This is a genomic window from Streptomyces albus subsp. chlorinus (assembly GCF_013302895.1).
GTDB lineage: Bacteria > Actinomycetota > Actinomycetes > Streptomycetales > Streptomycetaceae > Streptomyces > Streptomyces chlorinus.
Genome location: NZ_VJOK01000001.1, coordinates 6,841,116 through 6,863,567, shown reverse-complemented (window position 1 = coordinate 6,863,567; position 22,452 = coordinate 6,841,116). Strand labels below are relative to the sequence as shown.

General features: G+C 71.5%; 18 protein-coding genes. 12 read left to right on the top strand and 6 right to left on the bottom strand.

Annotated features, from left to right (window positions below):
* Positions 1-13: 13 nt before the first annotated feature.
* Entirely contained in the window at positions 14-1,129 is a 1,116-nt protein-coding gene (locus tag FM076_RS29720) for a LysR family transcriptional regulator (RefSeq protein ID WP_243274672.1), read from the bottom strand.
* A gap of 186 nt (positions 1,130-1,315) precedes the next feature.
* On the opposite strand from FM076_RS29720, the gene FM076_RS29715 reads away from it, so the two are divergent.
* From FM076_RS29715 to FM076_RS29700, 4 genes are all read left to right on the top strand, one after another.
* Positions 1,316-1,906 carry a hypothetical protein gene (locus FM076_RS29715; RefSeq protein ID WP_173873937.1) on the top strand — a complete coding sequence of 197 codons (591 nt, stop codon included), beginning with the start codon at positions 1,316-1,318 and terminating at the stop codon, positions 1,904-1,906.
* Positions 1,907-2,276: 370 nt separating this feature from the next.
* Complete coding sequence (locus tag FM076_RS29710) at positions 2,277-2,999, top strand: MBL fold metallo-hydrolase (protein WP_345945317.1); 723 nt, start codon at positions 2,277-2,279, stop codon at positions 2,997-2,999.
* On the top strand, positions 2,996-3,802 hold the full coding sequence (locus tag FM076_RS29705) for an ABC transporter ATP-binding protein (RefSeq protein ID WP_173873936.1): 807 nt from the start codon (positions 2,996-2,998) through the stop codon (positions 3,800-3,802). Before FM076_RS29710 ends, FM076_RS29705 begins: the two co-directional genes overlap by 4 nt.
* A 109-nt stretch (positions 3,803-3,911) precedes the next feature.
* Positions 3,912-5,036, top strand: coding sequence for a questin oxidase family protein (locus tag FM076_RS29700; protein ID WP_173873935.1), 1,125 nt, complete (start codon positions 3,912-3,914; stop codon positions 5,034-5,036).
* Between the two features lie 102 nt (positions 5,037-5,138).
* On the opposite strand, the gene FM076_RS29695 is transcribed toward FM076_RS29700, so the two are convergent.
* Entirely contained in the window at positions 5,139-5,846 is a 708-nt protein-coding gene (locus FM076_RS29695; RefSeq protein ID WP_173873934.1) for an SDR family oxidoreductase, read from the bottom strand.
* A gap of 139 nt (positions 5,847-5,985) precedes the next feature.
* Between FM076_RS29695 and FM076_RS29690 the strand changes: the two genes are divergently transcribed.
* Positions 5,986-6,495: a DinB family protein gene (locus tag FM076_RS29690; RefSeq protein WP_173873933.1), complete on the top strand. Its 510-nt coding sequence runs from the start codon at positions 5,986-5,988 to the stop codon at positions 6,493-6,495.
* Between the two features lie 137 nt (positions 6,496-6,632).
* Positions 6,633-7,211 (top strand): helix-turn-helix domain-containing protein, encoded by a 579-nt coding sequence (locus FM076_RS29685; RefSeq protein ID WP_173873932.1) that lies wholly within the window; start codon positions 6,633-6,635, stop codon positions 7,209-7,211.
* A gap of 153 nt (positions 7,212-7,364) precedes the next feature.
* Here the strand turns inward: FM076_RS29685 and FM076_RS29680 are convergent, their stop codons facing one another.
* A complete protein-coding gene (locus tag FM076_RS29680; protein ID WP_173873931.1) occupies positions 7,365-7,877 on the bottom strand; it encodes an O-acetyl-ADP-ribose deacetylase in 513 nt (170 codons plus the stop codon).
* A gap of 157 nt (positions 7,878-8,034) precedes the next feature.
* On the opposite strand from FM076_RS29680, the gene FM076_RS29675 reads away from it, so the two are divergent.
* Positions 8,035-9,333 carry an exo-beta-N-acetylmuramidase NamZ family protein gene (locus tag FM076_RS29675; protein WP_173873930.1) on the top strand — a complete coding sequence of 433 codons (1,299 nt, stop codon included), beginning with the start codon at positions 8,035-8,037 and terminating at the stop codon, positions 9,331-9,333.
* Between the two features lie 113 nt (positions 9,334-9,446).
* Complete coding sequence (locus FM076_RS29670; RefSeq protein WP_173873929.1) at positions 9,447-9,836, top strand: VOC family protein; 390 nt, start codon at positions 9,447-9,449, stop codon at positions 9,834-9,836.
* Between the two features lie 18 nt (positions 9,837-9,854).
* Here the strand turns inward: FM076_RS29670 and FM076_RS29665 are convergent, their stop codons facing one another.
* Positions 9,855-11,729 carry an ABC transporter ATP-binding protein gene (locus tag FM076_RS29665; RefSeq protein ID WP_428815098.1) on the bottom strand — a complete coding sequence of 625 codons (1,875 nt, stop codon included), beginning with the start codon at positions 11,727-11,729 and terminating at the stop codon, positions 9,855-9,857.
* A 166-nt stretch (positions 11,730-11,895) separates the two neighbouring features.
* Here FM076_RS29665 and FM076_RS29660 point away from each other — a divergent pair, with 166 nt between their 5' ends.
* Entirely contained in the window at positions 11,896-12,384 is a 489-nt protein-coding gene (locus tag FM076_RS29660; protein ID WP_173873928.1) for a MarR family winged helix-turn-helix transcriptional regulator, read from the top strand.
* Between the two features lie 189 nt (positions 12,385-12,573).
* Positions 12,574-15,543 (top strand): FAD-binding and (Fe-S)-binding domain-containing protein, encoded by a 2,970-nt coding sequence (locus FM076_RS29655; protein WP_173873927.1) that lies wholly within the window; start codon positions 12,574-12,576, stop codon positions 15,541-15,543.
* Positions 15,544-15,704: 161 nt separating this feature from the next.
* Here FM076_RS29655 and FM076_RS29650 read toward each other — a convergent pair whose 3' ends face one another.
* Entirely contained in the window at positions 15,705-17,192 is a 1,488-nt protein-coding gene (locus FM076_RS29650) for an alpha-amylase (RefSeq protein WP_173873926.1), read from the bottom strand.
* Between the two features lie 329 nt (positions 17,193-17,521).
* On the opposite strand from FM076_RS29650, the gene FM076_RS29645 reads away from it, so the two are divergent.
* Positions 17,522-18,937, top strand: coding sequence for a Gfo/Idh/MocA family protein (locus FM076_RS29645; RefSeq protein WP_173873925.1), 1,416 nt, complete (start codon positions 17,522-17,524; stop codon positions 18,935-18,937).
* A gap of 201 nt (positions 18,938-19,138) precedes the next feature.
* Here FM076_RS29645 and FM076_RS29640 read toward each other — a convergent pair whose 3' ends face one another.
* Positions 19,139-20,008, bottom strand: a complete 870-nt coding sequence (locus tag FM076_RS29640) for a L,D-transpeptidase family protein (RefSeq protein WP_243274670.1) — start codon at positions 20,006-20,008, stop codon at positions 19,139-19,141.
* A 361-nt stretch (positions 20,009-20,369) separates the two neighbouring features.
* Between FM076_RS29640 and FM076_RS29635 the strand changes: the two genes are divergently transcribed.
* On the top strand, positions 20,370-22,451 hold the full coding sequence (locus FM076_RS29635; protein ID WP_173873924.1) for an ABC transporter transmembrane domain-containing protein: 2,082 nt from the start codon (positions 20,370-20,372) through the stop codon (positions 22,449-22,451).
* Position 22,452 lies beyond the last annotated feature (1 nt).

Below are 22,452 nucleotides of genomic sequence, written 5' to 3'. Positions count from 1 at the left end.
AGGGGGCCGGTGGTCAGCGCGCGGGGACCGCCGCGGCCGGTACCGGGTCGGACGATGTCACCAACGGCCGGCCCCGCGCCTCCTGCTGGAGCCGGGCGTGCTGACGGCCCAGCTCGGCCCACAGCAGGCTGACCGGATGGCCGGGGTCGTGGTTCTCGGGCTCACGGCGGCGGAACGCCCCGACGAGCACCCGCTGGCGCGGTCCCATGTCCTCGACCAGGGGCAGGACGCGCAGCCCCTCGGCCTCGGCCATCCTGCCCTCGGCGATGGCCTCGCCGATCCCCTGGGTGACCAGCATGCTGCCGCGCAGTACACCTGAGCTGAGGAGTTCGAAGCCGTAGTGCGCCGAGTCGATCTCCGCCGCGATGCGCATACGGCGGCGGTACTCGGGGCCGAACCAACCGCGCAGGACGTTCGGGATCAGCCCGTCGCCCGAGACCACCAGCGGCAGCCTCCCCAGGGACCGCACTCCCACTCCCCGGCTGTCCAGAGGGAGGTCGCCGTCCTGCTGGTTGGTGACCAGACAGAACCCGCCGCGCCGCCACTGCATGACCTCGTAGCCGGCGAGCCGAGGGTCGTGCGTGGCCGTGCCTCCCGACTCGACGGCCCCCGCGGACGTCGAGGTGAGGACACTGCCGCACACCAGGTCGAGTTCGTGCGAGCGCAGTTTCTCCAGCAGTGTGCCGCTGCGTACATGTGCCATGGTCAGCTCCACACCGTTCCGCCGGAAACGGTCGTTGACCTCTTCGACAGCGGACAGGAGATACCCGAGCGTGTAACGGGTGGAGCCCACGCGCAGGCTTCTTCCGCACCGTCTGCGGGCGGAGTCCAGCCCTTCGCGCCACCCGTCGAGGGTGCCGCCGGCCAGCCGGGCGAGGTGCTCGCCGGTGCGTGTGAACTGTACGCGCTCGCCACGTCCCCGTTTGCGCAGCAGGGGCTCACCGCAGTGCTCGCCCAGTTTGCGGTTCATCGTGTCGAGCTGTTTCTGGATGCTGGACTGCTCGCGTCCGAGCCGCCGGGCCGCACCCAGTGCGGTGCCTTCCTCGTGCACGGCGAGCAGGGTGCGCAGTTGGTCCATCGTGATGTCGAGCAACCCGGGCGGGTACTCGGGGGTGTCCATGGGGGGCATAGGGCGCCTCTCGTTCTCCTTCGTCCGGCGGTAGGGGCCCAGCAGCCTAACTTCCGTGCTCTGTCCGGCAGTTCACGGGTGATGTTCTTCGGATTCCTCAACGGAACCGGTGGTTCGGCGGAGGGCGTTCATGGAAAGGTCGAACCGTTCGTTCCCCTTCCGCATTCTCGCAAGGAGTTCACGCACGTGAGCCACCCCCCGACCGCCTCCCCTCACACCGGCATGCTCCCCGACCCCCCGGCCATGGACAGCACCCAGGCGCCGCCGAAGAGACCGGCCGTCATGACCGCCATGCTGTCGGCCGCCGTCCTCTCCGCGCTGTGCGGGCTCATAGGCGCGCTGATGGTGTTCGTGGGCGGCAAGGACCTCGCCGACGAGAACGTCCGCAAGGCCGTGGACAGCAACCCCACTGCGGTGGGCCTGCCCTCGGGTACCGACTCGGCGGACGTCAAACGGTTCAGCGCGACCATGTGGGACGGAATCGTCACCGACTGGCACGGCACCATGGCGGCACGTGCCGCCATCGCCGCTGTCCTCGCCGTCGCCGTGCTGCTGTTCGCACTGTGCTGCCACGCGGGAGCTATGTGGGCCAGGGCGCTGCTGACCGTCGTGGCACTGCTGGCGGCCGCCTTCCCGCACGCTCTCGTCCTGCGCGACGCCGCACCGGCGGGGCTGTACGCCACCAGCCTCGGTGCCATCGTCCTGGCGGTGGTGACCGCGGTACTGTGCTGGCTGCCCCCGGTCGGACGCTACAAAGCAGCGGTCCAAGGCCGCTGACACCCTCGGTACCCCGGCCCGGGGATCCCCACCGGTTCGCCGCGGGCCCTGCCCGTCGCCACCGGTCCGGCTCGGTGCCCACCGACCCCGCCGCCGCACCGCGCGTCCCCTCCGGTTCCCGCCGGGGGGGCGCACCGCGGGAGCGACGGGGTGGTCCCGTACCGGGGAAGGTAAGACGCCCTCTGAGGGGCGCGGCCGGGACGTTCACTGTCCGCGCAGCCGCTACGCCGCCGGCGTAACGCTCTGCCGGGTCCGCTCTCCGCCGCGTACTTTCCGGGCATGGAGCCCGAAGAGTACGACCCTTTCTGCACGTGATCCCTTTCCCGTCGGGCAGGCGTACCTGTGGCGGGACGGTGACACGCTCACGCTCGTGGACACCGGCCCGCCCGGCGGCGCCGACGAGGCGGAGGACGCCATCCGGCGCAGCGGGGCAGACCCCGCCGCACTGCGGCGTATCGTGCTCACCCACTGCCATCCCGACCACACCGGCTCGGCCGCCGAACTGGCCGACCGGCACGGCGCGGAAGTGGTCGCGCACAGGGCGGACACTCCCGTCATCCGGGGGCACGTCCCGGCTCCGCCACCCGACATGGCCGGCGCGCCGGAGTGGGAGCGCGCCGTCTTCGACGAGGTGCACGCTCCTCTCGGCATCACCTCCGCGGCCCCGGCCGTCCCGCCGACGCCACCCTGCCGGGTCGACCGGGAGGTGGCGGAGGGTGACGTGCTCGAACTCGGTGGCGGCGCCAGGGTGCTGTCGGTGCCCGGCCACACGGAGGGCAGCATCGCCCTCCTCCTGCCGGCGCATCGCACACTGTTCACCGGTGACGCGGTGGCGGGCGTTCCGGAGGGCCCCGTGCCGGGCGTCTTCAACCAGGACCGGGCGCGCACGGTGACGTCGTTCCTGCGGCTGTGCGCGCTGGGGCGGAGGCGGTGGAGACCGTCTGCTTCGGACACGGCGAACCACTGGCCGTCTCCGCCGGTGAGACGCTCGCGCGGGCCGCTGCACCCTACAGCTAGCCTGTACGCCCGAACGGCGCACGAGGGCGCCCAGCCGCGTGCCGTACCCGCCAGCAGGTCCGGAGGCCCGTCATGAACCAGCCCTCACCTCGCCAGGTCGCCTCGATCGAGGGGGTCGGTGTCCGTCGCGTGACCTCGGACCAGCTCATCCTCGACGGGATCGACTGGTCGGTGCGGTCCGGTGAGCACTGGGCGCTGCTGGGCGCCAACGGTGCGGGCAAGACGACGCTGCTGAAGCTGATCGGCGCCGTCATGCACCCCACCACCGGCACCGTCGAGGTGCTGGGCAACCGGCTCGGCCGGGTGGACGTGCGCGAGCTGCGGGCGCACATCGGTCATGTGTCCACGGCGCAGCGCGTGCCGCAGGACGCGACGGCGCACACGGTCGTACTGACCGGCGCCACCGGTACCGTGCAGCCCCTGTGGCGCAAGTACGACGACGAGACGCGTCAGCTGGCCACCGAGCTGCTGTCCGAGCTGGGCTGCAAGGAGTTGGCCGACCGGCCCTTCGGAGTGTGCTCGGGCGGCCAGCGGGCCCGGATCCTGATCGCCCGGTCCCTGATGCCCGCGCCGTCGCTGCTGCTGCTGGACGAGCCGTTCAACGCGCTCGACCTGCCCTCGCGCGAGGACCTGATCGACGCGCTGTGCCGGCTGGCCGCGGACCGCCCCTCGCTGGCGACCGTCACGGTCACCCACCATCTGGAGGAGCTTCCGCCGACCACGAGTCACGCGCTGCTGCTGCGGGAGGGCCGCGTCGCCGCCCGCGGACCCGTCTCGGAGGTGCTGACCGGCGCGCTGATGACACGGTGCTTCGGCCGCCCGATCGAGGTCACCCGCCAGGACGGCCGGTGGCTGGCCCGCTCGGGCCGAAGGGGATAGGGCCCGGCCGGCCCGATCGCGCGCGACGGACGGACCTAGGACCTTGGGCGCGCGGGGTTCGGTCCCGCGTCCGTTCCCCGGGCGCGGTGGCCCGCCGTAGCGTCCCCCCATGGACACCACGAGGACCGACGCGGGACGAAGCGACACGTCCGGGACGCTCGACGAGGCGCTCGAACGTCTCCACGCCAGCGGCCCCGAGCGCGAGGGCTGGCTCTCCAACCACGCGCCGATGGCGGTGGAGGCACTGGTGCGCCACGGGCAGGCGGCACGGGTGCACCGCTGGATCGACGGGTACGCGGCCAAGCTGGAGGACATGCCGGCTCAGGACTCGCCGGTCACAGATGCCAACTGGGCCGAGGCGCTGGGCGACCCCGGGCGCCTCGCGGACTGGACACGCTACTTCGTCCGCCAGGTGGAGGAACGCCCCTGGCGCGAGGTGCTGGCCACCTGGTGGCCCCGGTTGCTGCCGGGTATCTCCGGAGCGGCCACGCACCCGGTGATCCGTACGGGGCACGCCGTGCGCACCCTGCTCGCCGACGGCGGGGAGACGGCACCGCGCCGTGCCGAACTGGCGCACGCGCTCGGGTACTGGGCGGCCCGGCACAGCACCCTGCCGCACATCGAGCCCCTTCCCCGTGCGGCGTCCGCCGACGCGGCGTACGAGGCGGTGCCGCTGATCGACGACCAGAGCGGCGGCATCCGCGAACGGCTCGCCCGCATCACGGCACTTCCCGGAAGGCCGCTGCGTGCGTCCGGCGCCGGAGCCGGCACTCCCCCGCCGGACGCCCCCGGGCCGGTTCCGCGCACCGCACCGGAGGATGCCCGCACGGAACTGGAGGAGATCGTGCGCGCCGCCACCCACCGGTACGCCACCCACGCGCACGGCTCCCCCGTGATGCTGGTGCACGCGGCGACGGCACCCAACGCCGTCCTGCGCATCCTGCCGGCGCTGCCCCGCGAGCTGTGGGCCGCCAGCGTGGACGCCGCCTGGGCCGCCAGCGCGGCCGTCACAGCCGTCTACGGGCCCTCTCGCGGCGCTCCTGTGCCGACGGGTGGCGGGCTCTCTCCGGAAGAGGCCTTCGCCCGTGCGGCGGCCCACGGTGACGAGCACGCCATCAAGTTCGCGGACACCGCGCTGGACGTCGCCGTACGCCGGGGCGGTGAGGACCCGCTCGCGGTCGCGGCGACACTCCGGGCGACCGAACTGATCGAACCGCCGGCTGATCCCTTGTGAACGAGCCCGGGCTCCCCGGCCCGGCGCAGAGCCTTCGGCGGGTGGCGTCGCGGGGGTCTCAGGGTGTGGCGGGGGGGATCGCGGGGAGACGCGTCGCCGCTCCTAGCGTCCGCCGAGGCTGCTTCCTCCGTCCACGTCCAGGACATGGCCGGTGATGAAGCCGGCGTCGTCGGAGAGCAGGAACGCGACGGCCGCGGCGATGTCGTCGGGCGTGCCGAGGCGTCCCACAGGGATCGAGGCGATCGCCTCGCGCTCCGCGTCGCCGACGGGCCGGGCGCGGTGGAACAGTTCGGTGCCGGTGGGGCCGGGGGACACCGCGTTGGAGGTCACGCCGTCCCGGGCGAGTTCGAGCGCCCACGCCCGGGTGCATCCCACGAGCGCGCTCTTGGCCGCCGCGTACGCGGTGCGGTTCCTGGCGCCGTAGGTGGCCCGTGAGGTGATGTTGACGATCCGGCCGAAGCGCTCTTCGCGCATGCCGGGCACGAGTGCCTGGACGATCTGGACGGACGCCCGGAGGTTCACTTCCAGCACCTGCTGAAGGGTGCCCAGCTCCAGCTCTTCCAGTGGCTGCGGCTGTGCGAGGCCCGCGTTGTTCACCACACGGCGGATCGTGCGCCCTCGGGTGACCTCTTCCAGCATTCTCGCCGTGTCGTCGGCGTCGGACAGGTCGCACCGGCAGAACGTGCCGGGGAAGTCTGCACCGGGCTCGCCGCGGCCGACTCCGATGACGTCGTGACCTGCCCGTGCGAGCCGGTTGGCGATCGCCAGCCCGATGCCTCTGGAGGCACCTGTGATCAGTACGTCTCCCACATCGCTCCCTGGAACACTCCGGCCGCGCCGGCTGTGCTTCTTCGCTGATCAATCTATCGCGCGAGCCATGTGCCGCGTTCCCGGGCGGGAGTGGATACTGGCTGGCCCCGAACACAGGCACGAGCAAGGAGCATGCCCAGTGGCCGGCGACCCTCGCACAGGACCGCCCCGTCTCGGCAGCGAGCGCGACACGCTGCGGGCGTTCCTCGACTACCACCGTGCGACCCTCGCCATGAAGTGCGAGGGGCTGACCGACGAGGAACTGCGGCAGCGGTCCATGCCACCCTCGACGCTGTCGCTGCTCGGCCTGGTGCGGCACATGGCGGAGGTGGAGCGCGCGTGGTTCCGCCGCGTGTTCGAGGACCACGACGCACCCATGGTCTGGTCCGACACGACCGACTTCCAGGCGGCGTACGACGCGAGCGCTTCGACGCGGGCCGAGGCGTTCGCGGCCTGGGAGGCCGAGGTGGAGAACTCGCGCCGCGTCGAACGGGCCGCCGCGTCGCTGGACCTGGCCGGGCTCCAGCCGAGGTGGGGCGAGGAGGTGTCACTGCGGATGGTGATGGTGCACGTGCTTCTCGAGTACGGCCGCCACAACGGCCACGCGGACTTTCTGCGCGAGGGCGTCGACGGGACCGTGGGCGCCTGAGCCGTCGTGCGCCGGCGTCACCGGCCGACGCCGCGGAACCCGTGCGCGGGGCGGCTCCGGCAGGGCCCCTACCCGCTCCCGTGCGTTTCCGGCAATGCCCGTTGCTGATAGTGGGACAGGCTGGTTGACTGCGTCCCATGGGTGAGCAACCGAGCCTCGACGCCGTGATCGAGCAGATCCCTCTCCGGCTGCGGCGCGCACGCGAGAAGAAGGACGTCAGCCTGGCGGACCTCTCGCGTGCCACGGGCATCTCGACCAGCACGCTGTCCCGGCTGGAATCGGGTCAGCGCAAGCCGAGCCTCGAACTCCTCCTGCCGGTCACCGCGGCGCTGGGCATCCCCCTCGACGACATCGTCGCCGCTCCACGCATCCTCGACCCCCGGGTGCCGCAGCATCCCACGAGGAAGGGCGGCCGCGTGCTGGTCCCGCTGTCACGGCAGCAGGGAGAACCACGCGCCTACAAGATGACGATCCCCGCGCACGACGAGGAGCCCCACCTGCGCACTCACGCGGGGTACGAATGGCTCTACGTGCTCCGCGGCCGGCTGCGCGTGAAACTGGGCGACCGGGACTTCCTCATGGGTGCCGGTGAGGCGGCCGAGTTCGACTGCCAGATCCCGCACTGGTTCGGCGCCGCCGGCCGCGGCAGCGTCGAAGTGCTCAGCCTCTTCGGAAAGCAGGGCGAACGCATCCACCTGCGCACTCCCCGCCGTTGAGGCACGGGCGGACGCAGCTGGGACATGGGCGGAGGCAACTGTCGTGCCGGCTGCGGCCTGGTCCCCGCCGGCACCGCGGACGTCGAAGGCAGCGGTGAGCCACCGGCGCCTCCGCGACGAGGCGACCGGGCGTTGCCGTGCCGCGTCGCGCACTCAGCCGACGTGTGCGGCGAACGCCTGGTAGGCATCCTCACCGAAGAGCACGAACCTGACCTCTTCAACATCGGTGTCCGTCTCGCGGACCGCTTCCACAGCGATGCGTGCCGCGTCCTCCAGTGGCCAGCCGTAGGCGCCGGTGGAGACGGCCGGAAAGGCGACCGTCCGCGCGCCGAGTTCGTCGGCGACGCGCAAGGACTCGCGGTAGCAGGACGCGAGCAGTGACGGATCGCCCCCAGAGGACCGGTGGACCGGACCGACGGTGTGGATGACCCAGCGTGCCGGAAGCCGCCCGGCTGTCGTGGCGACGGCCTGACCTGTGGGGAGGCCCTTCCCGTAGTGTCCGGCACGCAGCTCGCGGCACTCGGCGAGGATGTCGGGGCCGCCCTTGCGGTGGATCGCACCGTCCACGCCTCCCCCGCCCAGCAGTGAGGAGTTGGCGGCGTTGACGACCGCGTCGACGTCCTGCTCGGTGATGTCCCCCCGCACCAGGGTGATGTTCGTCGGCATGCCTTCATCCTGACGCTCCAGGCGTCGGCACGCACACCGATTGCGGTTGCGCCGGCCGGGTGCCCGCTGCGCGCCCTCTGGTCGGCCTACGGGTATTCGTATTAGCTTGCCCCACCCCCTGCTGCACTCCTGGTCGTCGCCGGAAGGACGGGTCTCCATGGCCGGTAAACCCTCTCGCCGTTCGCTGATGGCCGGTGGCACGGCCGCCGCCCTCGCCGCGCCGCTGTTGTCGGGACGGGCCGCCGCGGAGTCGCCTGGACGGGGGGATGGGCGTGGGGCGGGACGCGTGACCCCGGGGGCCGACGTGGCGGCGGCGGAGGGCTGGCGCGTGCTGCGGGACCGGAAGGTCGGTGTCCTCAGCAACCCGACAGGGGTGCTGAGGGACGCACGCCATGTGGTCGACTCGATGGCGGAGCACGAGGAGCTGCGCATCGTCGGCGTCTTCGGCCCCGAGCACGGCTTCCGCGGCAGCGCGCAGGCGGGCGAGTCGGAGCCCGAGTTCGAGGATCCGCGTACCGGCCTGACGGTGTACGACGCATACGGTGCCGACGCACGGAAGATGACCGCCCTCTTCCGCAAGGCGGGGGTGGACACCGTCGTCTTCGACATCCAGGACGTCGGGGTGCGCTACTACACGTACATCTGGACGATGTACCACGCGATGGCCGCCGCGCGGGACATCGGTGCCTCGTTCCTCGTCCTGGACCGCCCCAACCCTCTCGGCCGCAGAGCCGACGGCCCTCTGCTGACGCCCGCATTCGCCTCCGGTGTCGGTCTCAAGCCGATCATCCAGCAGCATGGGATGACGGTCGGTGAACTCGCCCGCTACTTCAACGGCGAGCTGCTGCCGAAGGAGGGCGACGGCGGAAAGGTGGAGCTGGAGGTCGTGCGGGTGCGCGGCTGGTCGCCCAGGACGACGGCGCAGCACACGGGGCTGCCATGGGTGCCGCCCTCCCCCAACATGCCGACGCCCGACACGGCGACCGTCTACGCGGGCACCGGCTACTTCGAGGGGACGAATCTGTCCGAGGGACGAGGAACCACGCAGCCGTTCCAGTTCGTGGGAGCACCCTTCCTCGACCACCACTACAGTGACCGCCTCAACGCCCTGCGGCTGCCCGGGGTGCGCTTCAGGGAGGGCTATTTCGTGCCCACCTTCAGCAAGCACCAGGGCAGAACCTGTGCCGGCGTCCAGCTTCTGGTGACCGATCCGGTGCGCTACGAGGCGGTGCCGACCGCGGTGGCGATGCTGCGGGAGGCGATGAAGTACGACGGTTTCGCCTGGCGGAAGGACCCCGATCCCCAGCGGCCCTTCTGGATCGACAAGCTCTCGGGCTCCCCCCGGCTGCGCGAGATGCTCGACGCGGGCAGGAGTCCGGAGGAGGTCACCGGCGCCTGGCGTGCGGAGGTGCGCGACTTCGAGAGGACACGGCGGCCGTATCTGCTCTACCGCTGACCCGCTACCGCCTCTCACCGGCGCGCCCCCGTGCCCCCTCCCGCCCTTCCGCCCCGCAGACACGGCCACGCATGCCACCGCCGTGCGTGCCTGACACGCCGTAGGCTCGCCCCATGCCCGCACGCTTCAAGGACCTCGCACTCGACGCCGTCGACCACCAGGCCCTCGCGGACTGGTGGTGCCGAGCGCTGGGCTACGCCCGCCGTGAGCCGCCGCCCGGGTCCCCCGAACGGCCTCGCGAATGGCCCGTGCCGATCTACGACCCGACGGGTTCCGGCCCGTTGATCTGGATCAACCCGGTCGATGAGCCGAAAAGGGAAGGGCACAAGAACCGGATGCACCTGGACGTCTTCGGCGACCGGGACGAGCTGCTGGCGCTGGGGGCGGCACTGGTGCGCGCACGGGACGAGAAGATCGAATGGGATGTCCTCAGCGACCCGGAGGGCAACGAGTTCTGCGTCTTCGAACCGCCGAAACCGAAGCCCCAGCCGGTGCGCCGCTAGAGCGACGCTCCTCGTCCGTCAGCTCACCGCCACGTCGGCGGCCCGGCTGTGGTGCGCCGTCCGGCTGTCGCGCCGTACCAGTGCGGCGTACTTCCCGTCCGCCGCGAGAAGCTCCTCGTGGGTGCCCCGTTCCGCGATCCTGCCGCGGTCGAGGACGACGATCTGGTCGGCGTCGCGGATGGTGGAGAGGCGGTGCGCGATGGTGAGGGTGGTGCGTCCCGCGGACAGGGCGTCGATGGCCTCCTGTACGGCACGTTCGGTTCGGGTGTCCAGTGCGCTGGTGGCCTCGTCCAGGATCAGCACCGGCGGGTCGCGCAGGATGGTGCGGGCGAGGGCGAGGCGCTGTTTTTCGCCGCCGGAGAAGCGGTAGCCGCGCTCTCCCACCATCGTGTCGTAACCGCCGGGCAGCGCGGTGATCTGGTCGTGGATCTGCGCGGCCCGCGCGGCGGCGCGCAGTTCCTCGTCCGAGGCGTCCGGCTTGGCGAAGCGCAGGTTCTCGGCGACGGTGGCGTGGAAGAGGTAGGTCTCCTGGGAGACCACCCCCACGGCGGCCGAGAGCGTGGCGAAGTCGAGGTCGCGCACATCGATCCCGTCGAGGGTGACACGGCCGCCCGTCACGTCGTAGAGCCGGGGCACCAGATAGCTGAGGGTGCTCTTGCCCGACCCCGTCGCCCCGACGATGGCCAGGCTGGTGCCAGCGGGGACGGTCAGGTCGATGCCGCGCAGGGTGTGGCCCGCCCCGGCGGCGCCGTCCGGTGGTGCTGTGCCGCCGTCCGTGTAGGAGAAGTCGACGTTCTCGAAGCGGACCTCTCCGCGCACCTTGGGCAGGGCCACAGGGCGGGCCGGTTCGGTGATGGTGACCGGCAGATCGAGGTACTCGAAGATGCGCTGGAAGAGTGCCAGCGAGGTCTGCATCTCCACGCCGGTCGTCAGCAGGGAGACGGCGGGGCGCAGCAGTCCCTGCTGGAGGGTGACGAAGGCGACGAGCGTGCCGATGGAGAAGGCCGGGCCGCCGAACCGCGTGAGCACTCCGGCCGTCCAGTACAGCAGCGCGGGAATGGCGGCCATGACGATGCCGATGGTGGCCATCCGCCAGCGTCCCGCCATGCTGGAGCGTACTTCCAGGTCCACCAGGCGCTCGGACTCACCGGCGAAGCTCTTGGTGAGGGAGTCGGAGCGGCCCATGGTCCGGCCCAGCAGGATGCCGCTGACCGACAGGGACTCGGTGACGAGGGCGGACATCGCGGCCATCTGCTTCTGCCGCTCCGTGGTGATGCGTTTGCGCTCCCGTCCCACCCGACGGCTCACCCACACGAAGAAGGGCAGCAGCGCGAGGGAGACGAGCGTCAGCCGCCAGTCGAGGGCGAGCATGGCGACGACGGTGGCCACGACGCTGGTGAGGTTGGAGACGAGCGAGGTGGCGGTCGAGGTGACCGTCGCCTGCATTCCGCCGATGTCGTTGGCGATCCTGGACTGCACCTCGCCCGTCCGTGTGCGGGTGAAGAAGGCCAGCGGCATCCGCTGGAGCTTGGCGTACACACCGGTGCGCAGGTCGTGCATGACCCGCTGACCCACCGTGGTGCTGATCAGTGTCTGGAGCACGCCGAAGACGCTGGTCATGACGGCGGTCGCGATCATGCCGAGGGCGAGCAGGGACAGCAGCCCGGTCCGCTGCCGCGGGATGGCCACGTCCAGGATCGCGCGCAGCAGGAAGGGCGAAGCGACGGAGACCAGTGAGGAGGCGGCCACCAGGAGGCCGACCACGGCCAGCCGCCCGCGGTAGGGGCGGAAAAGACGCAGGATGCGGCGTACCTGAGCCGGTTGCTCGGGGGCCGGTGAATCGGTCAGCGGGTTCTTGGGGGACGGCGTCCAGCCGGGCGCTGCATGGTGCAAGGGGCTCCTCGGGATCGGATGAGAGCGCATCGGGTCCAGGTGGCCGGCCGACGGCCTGCCCGGCGGTCCGAGCGGTGGGCTCTGCCCTCCCGCACGCACCGGGATCGGAGCATAGTTCATTGTTACCTATACTCACAACGAACAAGGTCCCTGATAATCTGCGCCCATGGTTCACCACCCCGCCGACGAATCCGCCACCGATCTGGCCGACCAACTGCTGCGTCTGACCAGGCGGATCAATCACGCGCACCGGCGGAACCTCGCACCCCTGGGGGTCACACCGGCGCAGGGGCGGATGCTGCGCATGGTCGCGCACAGCGCCGAACCGCCCCGGATGGCCGACCTCGCCGAACGGCTCGGCGTGGTCCCCCGCCAGGTCACGAGCCTCGTCGACGCGCTGGAGGAACGCGGACTGGTGCGCCGCGCCCCCGACACCGCGAACCGCCGGGTGACCCGCATCCGGCTGACGGAGGGCGGCACCGAAGCGCTGATCGCACTGCGCCGGGCACGCCGGACGGCGACGGAAGAACTGCTGGCCCCTCTCTCGGCACCGCAGCGCGACGAACTGAGCCGCCTGCTGTCCCTGCTCAACGGACACGACTGCCGGCACGACGGCCCGCACCACGGATGTGACGGGCACAGGCACGGCGGCTAGCCGACCGCCCCCGTCACCCCCGCCGCCCCCGCCTTCACGGCGCCGATGGCGACATGCGAGCCGTCGGGCCGGCCCGGGAGCGTTGTCCGGCGGGTACGACCCCGGCGGCCGGTGTCGGAGGGCCGAACTAGCATTGGCTCACACATCCCCCACTCACGCCCCGCCCTCCCTGTGCGCTCAGGAGATGCCATGCCGCTGCTCGAACCGAAGCCTGGAGCCCTGCGCCCGCGCACGGGTGCGGGCCACTCCCCGGCCGCGGACCGCGTACCGGAAGAGCGGGCACACGGCACCCCCCAGCCGCTGCGGAGCGATCTGGAGCGCCTGCTGGGCGCCGGGAAGGTCCTCTCGAAGGTCTTGGACCTGGTGCGTTACGCGTCCGACGCGAGCCCCTACCGTTTCATCCCGAAAGCCGTCGTGCTCGCCGAGGACGTGGCCGACGTCGCCGCGGTGCTCGCGTACGCGCGGGAGAACGGCCGCGACGTCGTCTTCCGGGCCGCCGGGACATCGCTCAACGGCCAGGCGCAGGGCGAGGACATCCTGGTGGATGTGCGACGCCACTGGGCGGGCGTCGAGGTGCTCGACGGGGGCAGGCGGGCGCGGATCCGGCCCGGGACGACGGTCTTCCGGGCCAACGCCGCGCTGGCACCGCACGGGCGGCTGCTGGGTCCCGATCCGGCCAGTGCCGTCGCCTGCACGGTCGGCGGCGTGGTCGCCAACAACGCCTCCGGGATGACGGCGGGAACGACCCGCAACTCCTACCGCACCCTCTCCTCCCTCACCTGCGTCCTGCCGAGCGGCACGGTCGTGGACACCGGCGACCCGGCGGCCGACGAGAAGCTGGCCCGTGACGAGCCCGCGCTGTGCGAGGGCCTGCTCGCGCTGAAGGAGGAGATCGAGGCCGACCCCGCGCTCGTCGCCCGCATCCGCGCCAAGCACGAGCTGAAGAACACCAATGGGTACCGACTGGACGCCTTCCTGGACGGTACGACACCGGTGGAGATCCTGCGCGGTCTCATGGTGGGCTCCCAGGGCACGCTCGGCTTCCTCGCAGAGCTGGTCTTCGACACCCTCCCGCTGCACCGGCGCACCTCCACCGGCATGTTCTTCTTCCCCACCCTCTCCGCCGCGGCCGCGGCCGTGCCGCGCTTCAACGAGGCCGGTGCGATGTCCGTCGAGCTGATGGACGGCAACACCCTGCGGGCCTCCGTGAGTGTGGCCGGGGTGCCCGAGGACTGGGCCCGGCTGCCGAAGGAGACCACAGCGCTGCTGGTGGAGTTCCGCTCCCCCGACGACGCCGTCCAGGAGGAGCGCGAGCGGGCGGCCCGTGAGGTGCTGGCCGGTCTGGAACTGGTCGCCCCTGTGCCGTCCGTCACCAACGAGCTGACACGGGACCCCGGGACGATCGGCTTCTACTGGAAGGCCCGCAAGGCGTTCGTCACGGCGGTCGGCGGGTCGCGGCCCTCCGGGACGACGCTGATCACCGAGGACTTCGCGGTACCTCCCTCGCGGCTGGCCGAGGCCTGCGAAGCGCTGCTGGAGCTTCAGGAGCGGCACGGTTTCGACGCCGCCGTGGCGGGCCACGCGGCCCACGGCAACCTGCACTTCCTGCTCGCCTTCGACGCGTCCGACAGCGGCGACGTGGCCCGGTACGCCGCTTTCATGGACGAGTTCTGCCGGATGACGGTCGAGCGCTTCGACGGTTCCCTCAAGGCGGAGCACGCCACGGGCCGGAACATCGCACCCTTCCTGGAACTGGAATGGGGCAGCAAGGCCACGGAACTGATGTGGCGGATCAAGCGTTTGGTGGACCCGACCGGGGTGCTGGCGCCCGGCGTCCTGCTGGACAGGGATCCGCGCGCGCACCTGCGCGGCCTGAAGTCCATCCCCGGCGTGGAGGCCCTCGCCGACCCGTGCATCGAGTGCGGCTTTTGCGAACCGACCTGCCCCAGTGAGGATCTGACCACCACGCCGCGCCAGCGCATCGTGCTGCGCCGCGAGATGCTGCGCCAGCCCCGCGGCTCACTCGTCGGGGAGAACCTGCTCGCCAGCTACGGGTACGACGCCGTTGACACCTGCGCGGGCGACTCCACGTGCAAGCTGGACTGTCCCGTGGGCATCGACACCGGCGCGCTGATGAAGTCCTTCCGGCACGCACGGCACTCGCCCCGCGAGGAACGCAACGCGGCGCGGGCGGCACGGCACTTCGCGCGTGTGGAGCGTTCGGCCCGGCTGGCCGTCGCGGCGGCCGACCAGTTGCGCAGGCGCCTACGCGGGCGTGAGGGCGATCTGGGTGACCGCTTGCTCGGCAAGGTGACCGCCGCCGCACGCAAGGCGGTCCGTCCCGATCTGGTGCCCGAGTGGCTGCCGGAGATCCCGGCCCCGGCGGCTCGCCGGCTCCCCGCGACCAGCAGGCAGCACGCCGCGGCGGTCTACTACCCGGCATGTGTGAACCGCATCTTCGGCGACCCGCACGGCTACGACGGCCTGTCCCTGCCGGAGGCCATGGTCACCGTCTCGGCCCGCGCCGGCCGTCCGGTATGGATACCGGAGGACCTCACCGGCACCTGCTGCTCCACGATCTGGCACTCCAAGGGCTACGAGGCGGGAAACACGCTGATGGCCAACCGCATGGTGGAGGCCGCGTGGCGGTGGACTGACGGTGGCGAGCTGCCCCTCGTGGTGGACGCCTCCTCGTGCACCCTGGGGATCGCCGAGGAAGTCGTGCCCTACCTCACACCCGCCAACCGCAAACTCCACGAACGGCTGACCGTCTACGACTCCCTGGTGTGGGCGGCACGGGAGCTGCTGCCGCGCCTGACCGTCGAGCGGCGCGTCGCCTCCGCCGTCCTCCACCCCACCTGCTCCATGCGGCATCTGGACGACGAGGCGGAGCTGCGGGAGGTCGCTGAGGCGTGTGCGGAGGAGGTCGTGGTGCCGCTGGACGCCGGCTGCTGCGCCTTCGCGGGCGACCGCGGCCTGCTGCACGAGGAGCTGACGGCCGCCGCGACGGCCCGGGAGGCGGCCGAGGTGGCCGAACGCTCCTACGACACGTATCTGTCGGCGAACCGGACGTGCGAGATCGGACTCGACCACGCCACGGGCAATCGCGGATACCACTCGGCGATCCAGGAACTGGAGCGGGCCACCCGGCCCCGGTGAACCGGGGCTCAACGGGCCGGGCTCCCGCGATGCGGGAGCCCGGCAGCCGGGGATCCGGCACGAGAGAGACGGCAGCCAGGGGCGCCCGGCAACGCGGGGGCCGGCGATGCTCGTCCAGCAGCCCGGGGGCGCACCGCGCGCGACGGCCCGCCCCGGGTCCGTCAACCGGTCGCGTTCACATGGAGGGCGACCGCGCTCCGGGCCGGCACCGTCAGCTGGGCGGTACCGTCGGCGGCGACCGTCACCTTCTGTCCGCAGCCGCCCTGCGCGGAGGCCACGTTGCAGTACGTGCCCTCGGGCAGCGAGGTCCGGAACGTGCGGTTCAGCTCGCGGTCCCCGTTGTTGAGCGCGACGAAACCCTTGTCGCCGCGTCCGAAGGCGAGGGCTGGGCCCTCGGACCACCAATGGGTCAGTTCCGCCTGGCCTACCGCGTTGCGGAAGCCGACCATGCCGGTGATCTCGGGCCGGGCGTGGAACCCGGTCCAGCCGGTGTCGCCACCGGGCGGGCCCGCGTCGTTGTCGGTGAACTCGTAGCCCGAGTGGACATTGGGCGAGCCGTAGGGATGCGCGAGCAGGAAGACGTTGGCGAGGGTGTGGGCGGGCCCGTCCTTGTAGGTGAGGGTGGAGCCGTTGCGTTCGGTGTCCCAGTTGTCGACGAAGGTGCGGGCCGACCCGCTCTCCAGCTTGCCGTCCCCGACGGTTCGCAGCGAGCCGAGGTCACCGCCTTGGAAGGCGCTCTTGAGATGGCGCCCGTAGCGGAACTCGTCGACGTCCCCGACGCCGGTGTACTCACCCGGCTGCACCGCCTCGCCCTCGCCGTGGATCACCTCGCTGACCCAGAAGCCCGGGTCCTGGATCATCCTGGCCTTGACCGCCGCCAGGTCGTCGGCCGCGATGTGCTTGGCGGCGTCGATCCGGAAGCCCGCCACACCGAGGGAGCGCAGATCGTCGAGGTAGCGGGCGAGGGCGGCGCGTACCTTCTCGCTGCCGGTGTCGAGGTCGGCCAGCCCCACCAGTTCGCAGCTCTGCACGTCTCCGCGGTCGGTGTAGTCCTTGATGTCCCGCCGGCAGGTGTGGAAGTCGGCGTCCTCGTAGGTGCCGGGATAGCCGTACTTGGTGTACGACGTGCCACCGGTGCCGGTTCCCGAGCCGGAGGACATGTGGTTGATGACGGCGTCGGCGATGACCTTGACGCCTGCCGCCTCGCATGTCTCGACCATGTGCGCGAAATCGGCACGGCTCCCCAGCCGTCCGGCGATCTTGTAGCTGACCGGCTGGTAGGACGTCCACCACTGGTCACCCTGGATGTGTTCGGTGGCCGGCGAGACCTCGACATAGCCGTATCCGGCCGGGCCGAGCGTATCCGTGCACTCCTGGGCGACGGAGGTGAAGGGGCGCTCGAACAGGGTCGCGGTGACGGCCCGTCCGCCGGGCGGCGCGGCCTGCTGCGTGTGAGGCGATGCGGCCCGTGAGCCACGGAGGGGGGCCGTCCGCGGCTCGTGGGGAGAGGCCGTCCGCATGTCGTGGGGGGAGGCTGTCCGCGACCCGTGAGGGGAAGCCGTTGCCTGGGCTTGCCAAGGCGCAGTGGCCAGCAGTCCGCTCACGGCCAGCACCCCTGCCGTGCTCGCGTTGAGCAGTCGTCTTCTCATCGTGCGGCTCCTTCGGTGTACGGGCATGGGAATGCCCGGAAGGCAGCCAGGCGCCTGGGCCACCGTGGGGGGACATGAACACGCCGTCGCACCGGGCGGGTTCATGGGTACGGCCGGGAGACTGCCCGCCCGTCGGAGACGCGTCAAGAGGCTCAGCAAGAATCTCCAGTGAATTGCTGCAAGGTTTTGCGGCACCAGAAGTCCATCCACGGGCAACGAGAGTCCAAGTCCGCACTCTTGCGCATCACTGGTCTCAACCACCAAGGTCCATAGCCGGGTTCACAAGCCCGGCTCACCCATCCGACGTGCAGCGACCTGCGGGAGACCTGATGAGTGACGAGCAAGGATTCAGCCGCCGTTCCGTGCTGCGGGGTGCCGGAGCCGCGGGAGCCGGCCTGGGAATCGGCGCGCTGGGCACACCGGCTGCCGACGCGGCGTCGCCCGGCACTGCCACGGCGGCGACAGCGGGCGGAACCCAGCCGGTGACACCGCCCCGCAAGGGCCGGACGATGATCGGCGTACCGTTCGAGGAACGCGGCACGGTCCGGGTCGGCATCATCGGTCTGGGCCAGCGCGGCGGCAGCATGATCGACCTGTTCCTGGCGCTGGAAGGGGTGCGGGTCGTCGCATTGTGCGACCCCGTACGGGAGAAGACCGAGCGGGCGGCGAAGAAGGTCACCGACGCGGGCCAACCCGCGCCCGCTCTCTACACCAAGGGCGACCACGACTTCGAGAAGCTGTGCGGACGCGGTGATCTCGACTTCGTCTACGTCGCCACCCCGTGGGACTGGCACTTCGAGATGGCCAAGGCCGCGCTGAAGGGCGGCAAACACGTCGGGGTCGAGTGTCCGATCGCGATGGAGCTGAAGCAGCTGTGGGAGCTGGTCGATCTCTCGGAGACCACCCGCAGGCACTGCATGCAGCTGGAGAACTGCGTGTACGGGCAGAACGAGATGCGCGTCCTGCGCATGGCCCATCAGGGGCTCTTCGGCGACCTGCTGCACAGCGCCGGCGCCTATCTGCACGACCTGCGCGGGCTGATGTTCGACCCCGACTATTACGAGGGACCCTGGCGCCGCAAGTGGCACACCCGGCTCAAGGGGGACCTGTACCCGAATCACGGCTTCGGCCCCGCCGCCACCTATATGGACATCAACCGCGGTGACCGGGCCGTCCGCATCACCACCTTCGGCTCCCCCGCACTCGGCCTGGCGGCCTACCGCGAGGAGCACATGCCGCCGGACGACGAGAGCTGGAAGGAGACGTACGTCAAGAGCGACATGGCCATCAGCCTCGTCCAGACCGCCAAGGGCCGGGTCATCCGCCTGGAGCAGGACGTCTCCAACCCCCATCCCTACTCCCGGCTCAACATCCTCGGCGGCACCAAGGGCGTCTTCGAGGACTACCCTCCCCGCATCTACCTGGAGCCGGACATGTCCGGTGACAAGTGGGGCGACTTCGACACGTACAAGGACCACGACCACTGGCTGTGGAAAGAACACGCCAATCCGCCCGGCGGGCACGGCGGCATGGACTACCTCATGCTCTTCCGCCTCATGCAGTGCATGCGACTCGGACTGGTGCCCGACTTCGACGTGTACGACGCCGCGACCTGGACCGCGCCCGTGCCACTGAGCCACGCCTCCATCAAGGCGCAGGGCACCCCCCAGGAGTTCCCCGACTTCACGCGCGGGCTGTGGAAGAAGAAGCGGCCCGGCGTGGACTCCGAGAAGCCGGAAGAGTGACCGGCCCTCTCCTTGCGCCGGGGCCTGCCCGCATGGAACCGATTCCTATGGGACCGGCCTGTGCGGAACCGGTCCCCACGGGTCCGGCTTGCGCGGCGCCGGTCCCTGCGGATCCAACTCGGGCGAGACCGGTTCTCGAGGCGCTTGTTCCCCGGGGGCCGGCCTGCCCGGGCACGACGGACAGGGCGGGGAAGGCGTCGCTCAGCCCTTGAGCGACGCCTTGTCCCCCATGACCACCACAGGGTGCTTCTTCGGGTCCAGGGTGCGCAGCAGCGTCTCCATCCCGGACTTGGAGAGGCTCACACACCCGGACGTACCGCTGCCGTGGTCCATGTGCAGCCAGATACTGCCCCCCTTGGCCTGGCCCTGCGGCCGGGTCGGGTCGAGGGGGGAAGTGCCCTTGACGCGGTTGTAGTCGATGGCGATCACATGGTCGAAGTCGTGCCGGGTCTTCTTCGGCCAGTACGTGGGCGGCGTGAACGCGGACGTGTGGGCGTACGGCAGCTTGGCGTCCGGCTGCGGCAGTACGCCGCCGGCGTCGGAGAGCGTGAAGACACCGACAGGGCTGCGCTTGTCACCCTGACGGTGGCTGTGCGTCCACCCCTTCTTGCCGTTGTGCGCGGCCCATGTGTGCTCCATGCGCCACTTCTCACCCTGCCGGGTGTAGAGGCGCACCGTCGCGTCCGCCGAGTCCTTGCCCGCTCCCTCGACAGCCACCACCTGGGCGCTGTTCGCGGGAATCCTGGCCTGGAGCCTGTCCCCCACCCGGGGGATCCGCGTCGGGTCCTTGGCCAGCTCGGCCCGGGCCGATGACTCGGACGCCTGGGCGCCGTTCCCCGGGCCGGCCTTCTTCGCGTGGCCGGCCGCGCGCTCGGAGGCCTGATCGCCGTCGCCGGAACCGCAGCCGGCGAGCAATACCGCCAGCACCGTGCCGCCCGCCGCGGCCACAAGGGCCGCCTTTGCCTTGGCCCGCGCTCTGGCCCTGGCCGCCGTCGGATCCTGGGGGCGGCCCGTGGTGCGCCCGTGTGCCGTCGCTTTGCCGCCTGTCCGTCCTGCCCCACCTATGCGCATGTCCTCCATCCTCGCATTGGCCGGAAGTGTGCCGCTTCCGGGTAAAACCCTTTGCCAGGAGCACCGGTCACCGGATGGGATCGGCGCACACCCGCAGGGCCGCCCCCTGCCCCTACGCATGCCCGCCTCCTGATAGGCGCACCCGCCTCCACCAGACCGCTTCACCGACATACGAGCCCCTCGCACGCCCCTCCGGACCGCCCATGACCGCGTTCGCTGTGACCGTCCTGACCTGTCCTCACTGACCGCCCCGTTCGCCCCGTCCGTCCTCCGGCCCGTCCGTCGTCCGCACGGCAGGCTGCCGCCGGGCGGTCCGAGACCGCATTTCACCGAGTGTGCTTCGTCGACCGACTGGAACCTCATGCAGATTCGCGACCTCCCCTACGAAGACCCCGGAGACCCGGACGTACGGTCGGGTTTCCGGCTGCTCCTGTGGTTGGGCCGCAAGCAGACGGGCGGCCAGCTGAAGGCGCTGGGCTGGGGTGTGCTGCACCTCGCCTCGATCGCGTCGTTCCCCGCGGTCGCCGGGATGGCGGTGAACGCCGTGGTGCACCGTTCGGGCGCGGACCTCGCGTGGGCCGGCGTGGCGATGGCCGTCGCCACCGTATCGGTGACCGTCGGCGACACGATGCTGCACCGGGTGGCCGTCACCAACTGGATCACCGCCGCCGCGCGCGTCCAACAGTTGCTGGCCCGCCGTACGGCCGACCTGGGCGCCACGCTCACCCGCCGGGTCGCGGCCGGAGAAGTGGTCGCCGTCTCGACCGGTGACATCGAACGCATCGGATGGTGCGTCGAAGCGGTCTCCCGCTTCAGCGCGGCCCTGCTGACGACGCTGGGTGTGTGCGCGGCCCTGGCCGTGTACCAGCCGCAGCTCGGACTGCTGGCCTGCGTCGGCATGCTCGCACTGGCGCTCACCGTGCTGCCGCTGCTGCCACGGGCGACCCGGCGCGCGGACGCCCAGCGGGAGAAGGCGGGGCGCGCCACGGAACTGGCCGCCGACACCGTGGCCGGACTCCGGGTGCTGCGCGGTATCGGTGGCGAGGAGCTGTTCCTCGACCGGTACCGGAAGGCTTCGCAGGAAGTGCGGCGCGCCGCCGTGCGGACGGCACGGATGTGGTCACTCATCGAAGCCCTCCAGGTCGCCCTGCCGGGTCTGCTGCTGATCGCCGTGGTGGGGTACGGAGCCCGGCTGGCACTGGAGGGCCGTATCGCGGTGGGCGAGCTGGTCACCGTGTACGGGGCGATCAGCTTCCTCCTCCTTCCTCTCCAGCTCTTCGGGGAGTTCGCGATGTCGTACTCCTTCTCCCGCCCCTCCGCCGCGCGCGCCGCCCGGGTACTGGGCCTGCGGCGCAACGAACACGAGTACGAGCACGGCAGCGGGAACAGCTCTGCGGGTGTGCGCACCAACGGCGGTGGCAGCGAACGTACGAGCGGCCTCGGGAGCGCTCCCGGCAGCGCGAACGTGAGAACGGACGGAAACGGCAGCGGCGGGGGGAGAGACCTGCGGCAGGGCCTGTACGACCCCGTCACGGCTCTGCACGCGCCGACCGGGGTGCTGACGGCCGTGGTCTGCGGCGACCCGGACGCGGCCGGGCGCCTCGCCGAGCGGCTGGGAGGGCACCCTCCCTCGGGGGCGGACGGCGGCACCGCGCTCGGCGACGGTGAGCAGCGGCCCGCCACGGCCTCGGTCCCGGCGTCCGTCCTGCTGGACGGCGAACCGCTGGACCGCATGCCGCTGGAGCAGGCCCGCACGGCAGTCCTGGTGCAGGACAAGGACCCGGTGCTGCTGTCGGGAACACTCGCCGAGCTGTTCGAGGTCCCCTCCTCCGGTGAGGTGAGCGTCCAGCAGGCATTGGCGGCCGCACAGTGCGACGACGTACTGGAGGCACTGGTGCAGGGCAGCCCCGACGCCGACGGCGATCCGACACGGGCCCGGATCACCGAGCGGGGCCGGTCGCTCTCCGGCGGCCAGCGGCAGCGCCTCGCCCTGGCGCGTTCCCTGTTCACCGCCCCTCCGGTCCTGGTGCTGGACGAGCCCACCTCGGCGGTCGACTCCCACACCGAGGCGCGGATCGCCCGCGAGCTGCGACGACTGCGCTCCGGCCGGACGACCGTGGTCTTCTCCTCCAGCCCGCTGCTGCTCGACCGTGCCGACCGGGTCGTCTTCGTCCACGGGGGACGAGCCACGGCGGCGGGCACGCACCGCGAGCTCGTCCGTGCCGACGCCGCGTACCGCTCCGTCGTCACGCGTGAGCCCCTGGAGCCGCAGGGGCCGGAAGAGACCCGGGAGCCGCCGCGAGCGGACGGGGCGGAGCCGGAGACCGGTGAGGAGTCGACGGCCGGTGAGTCGCAGGAAGTCCGTGGGACGCCGCCGGCGGCGTCCCCGCGTATGCGTGTGAGAACGGGTAGCGCCCAGGCCGAGGAGGTCGAGTCCGCGTGAG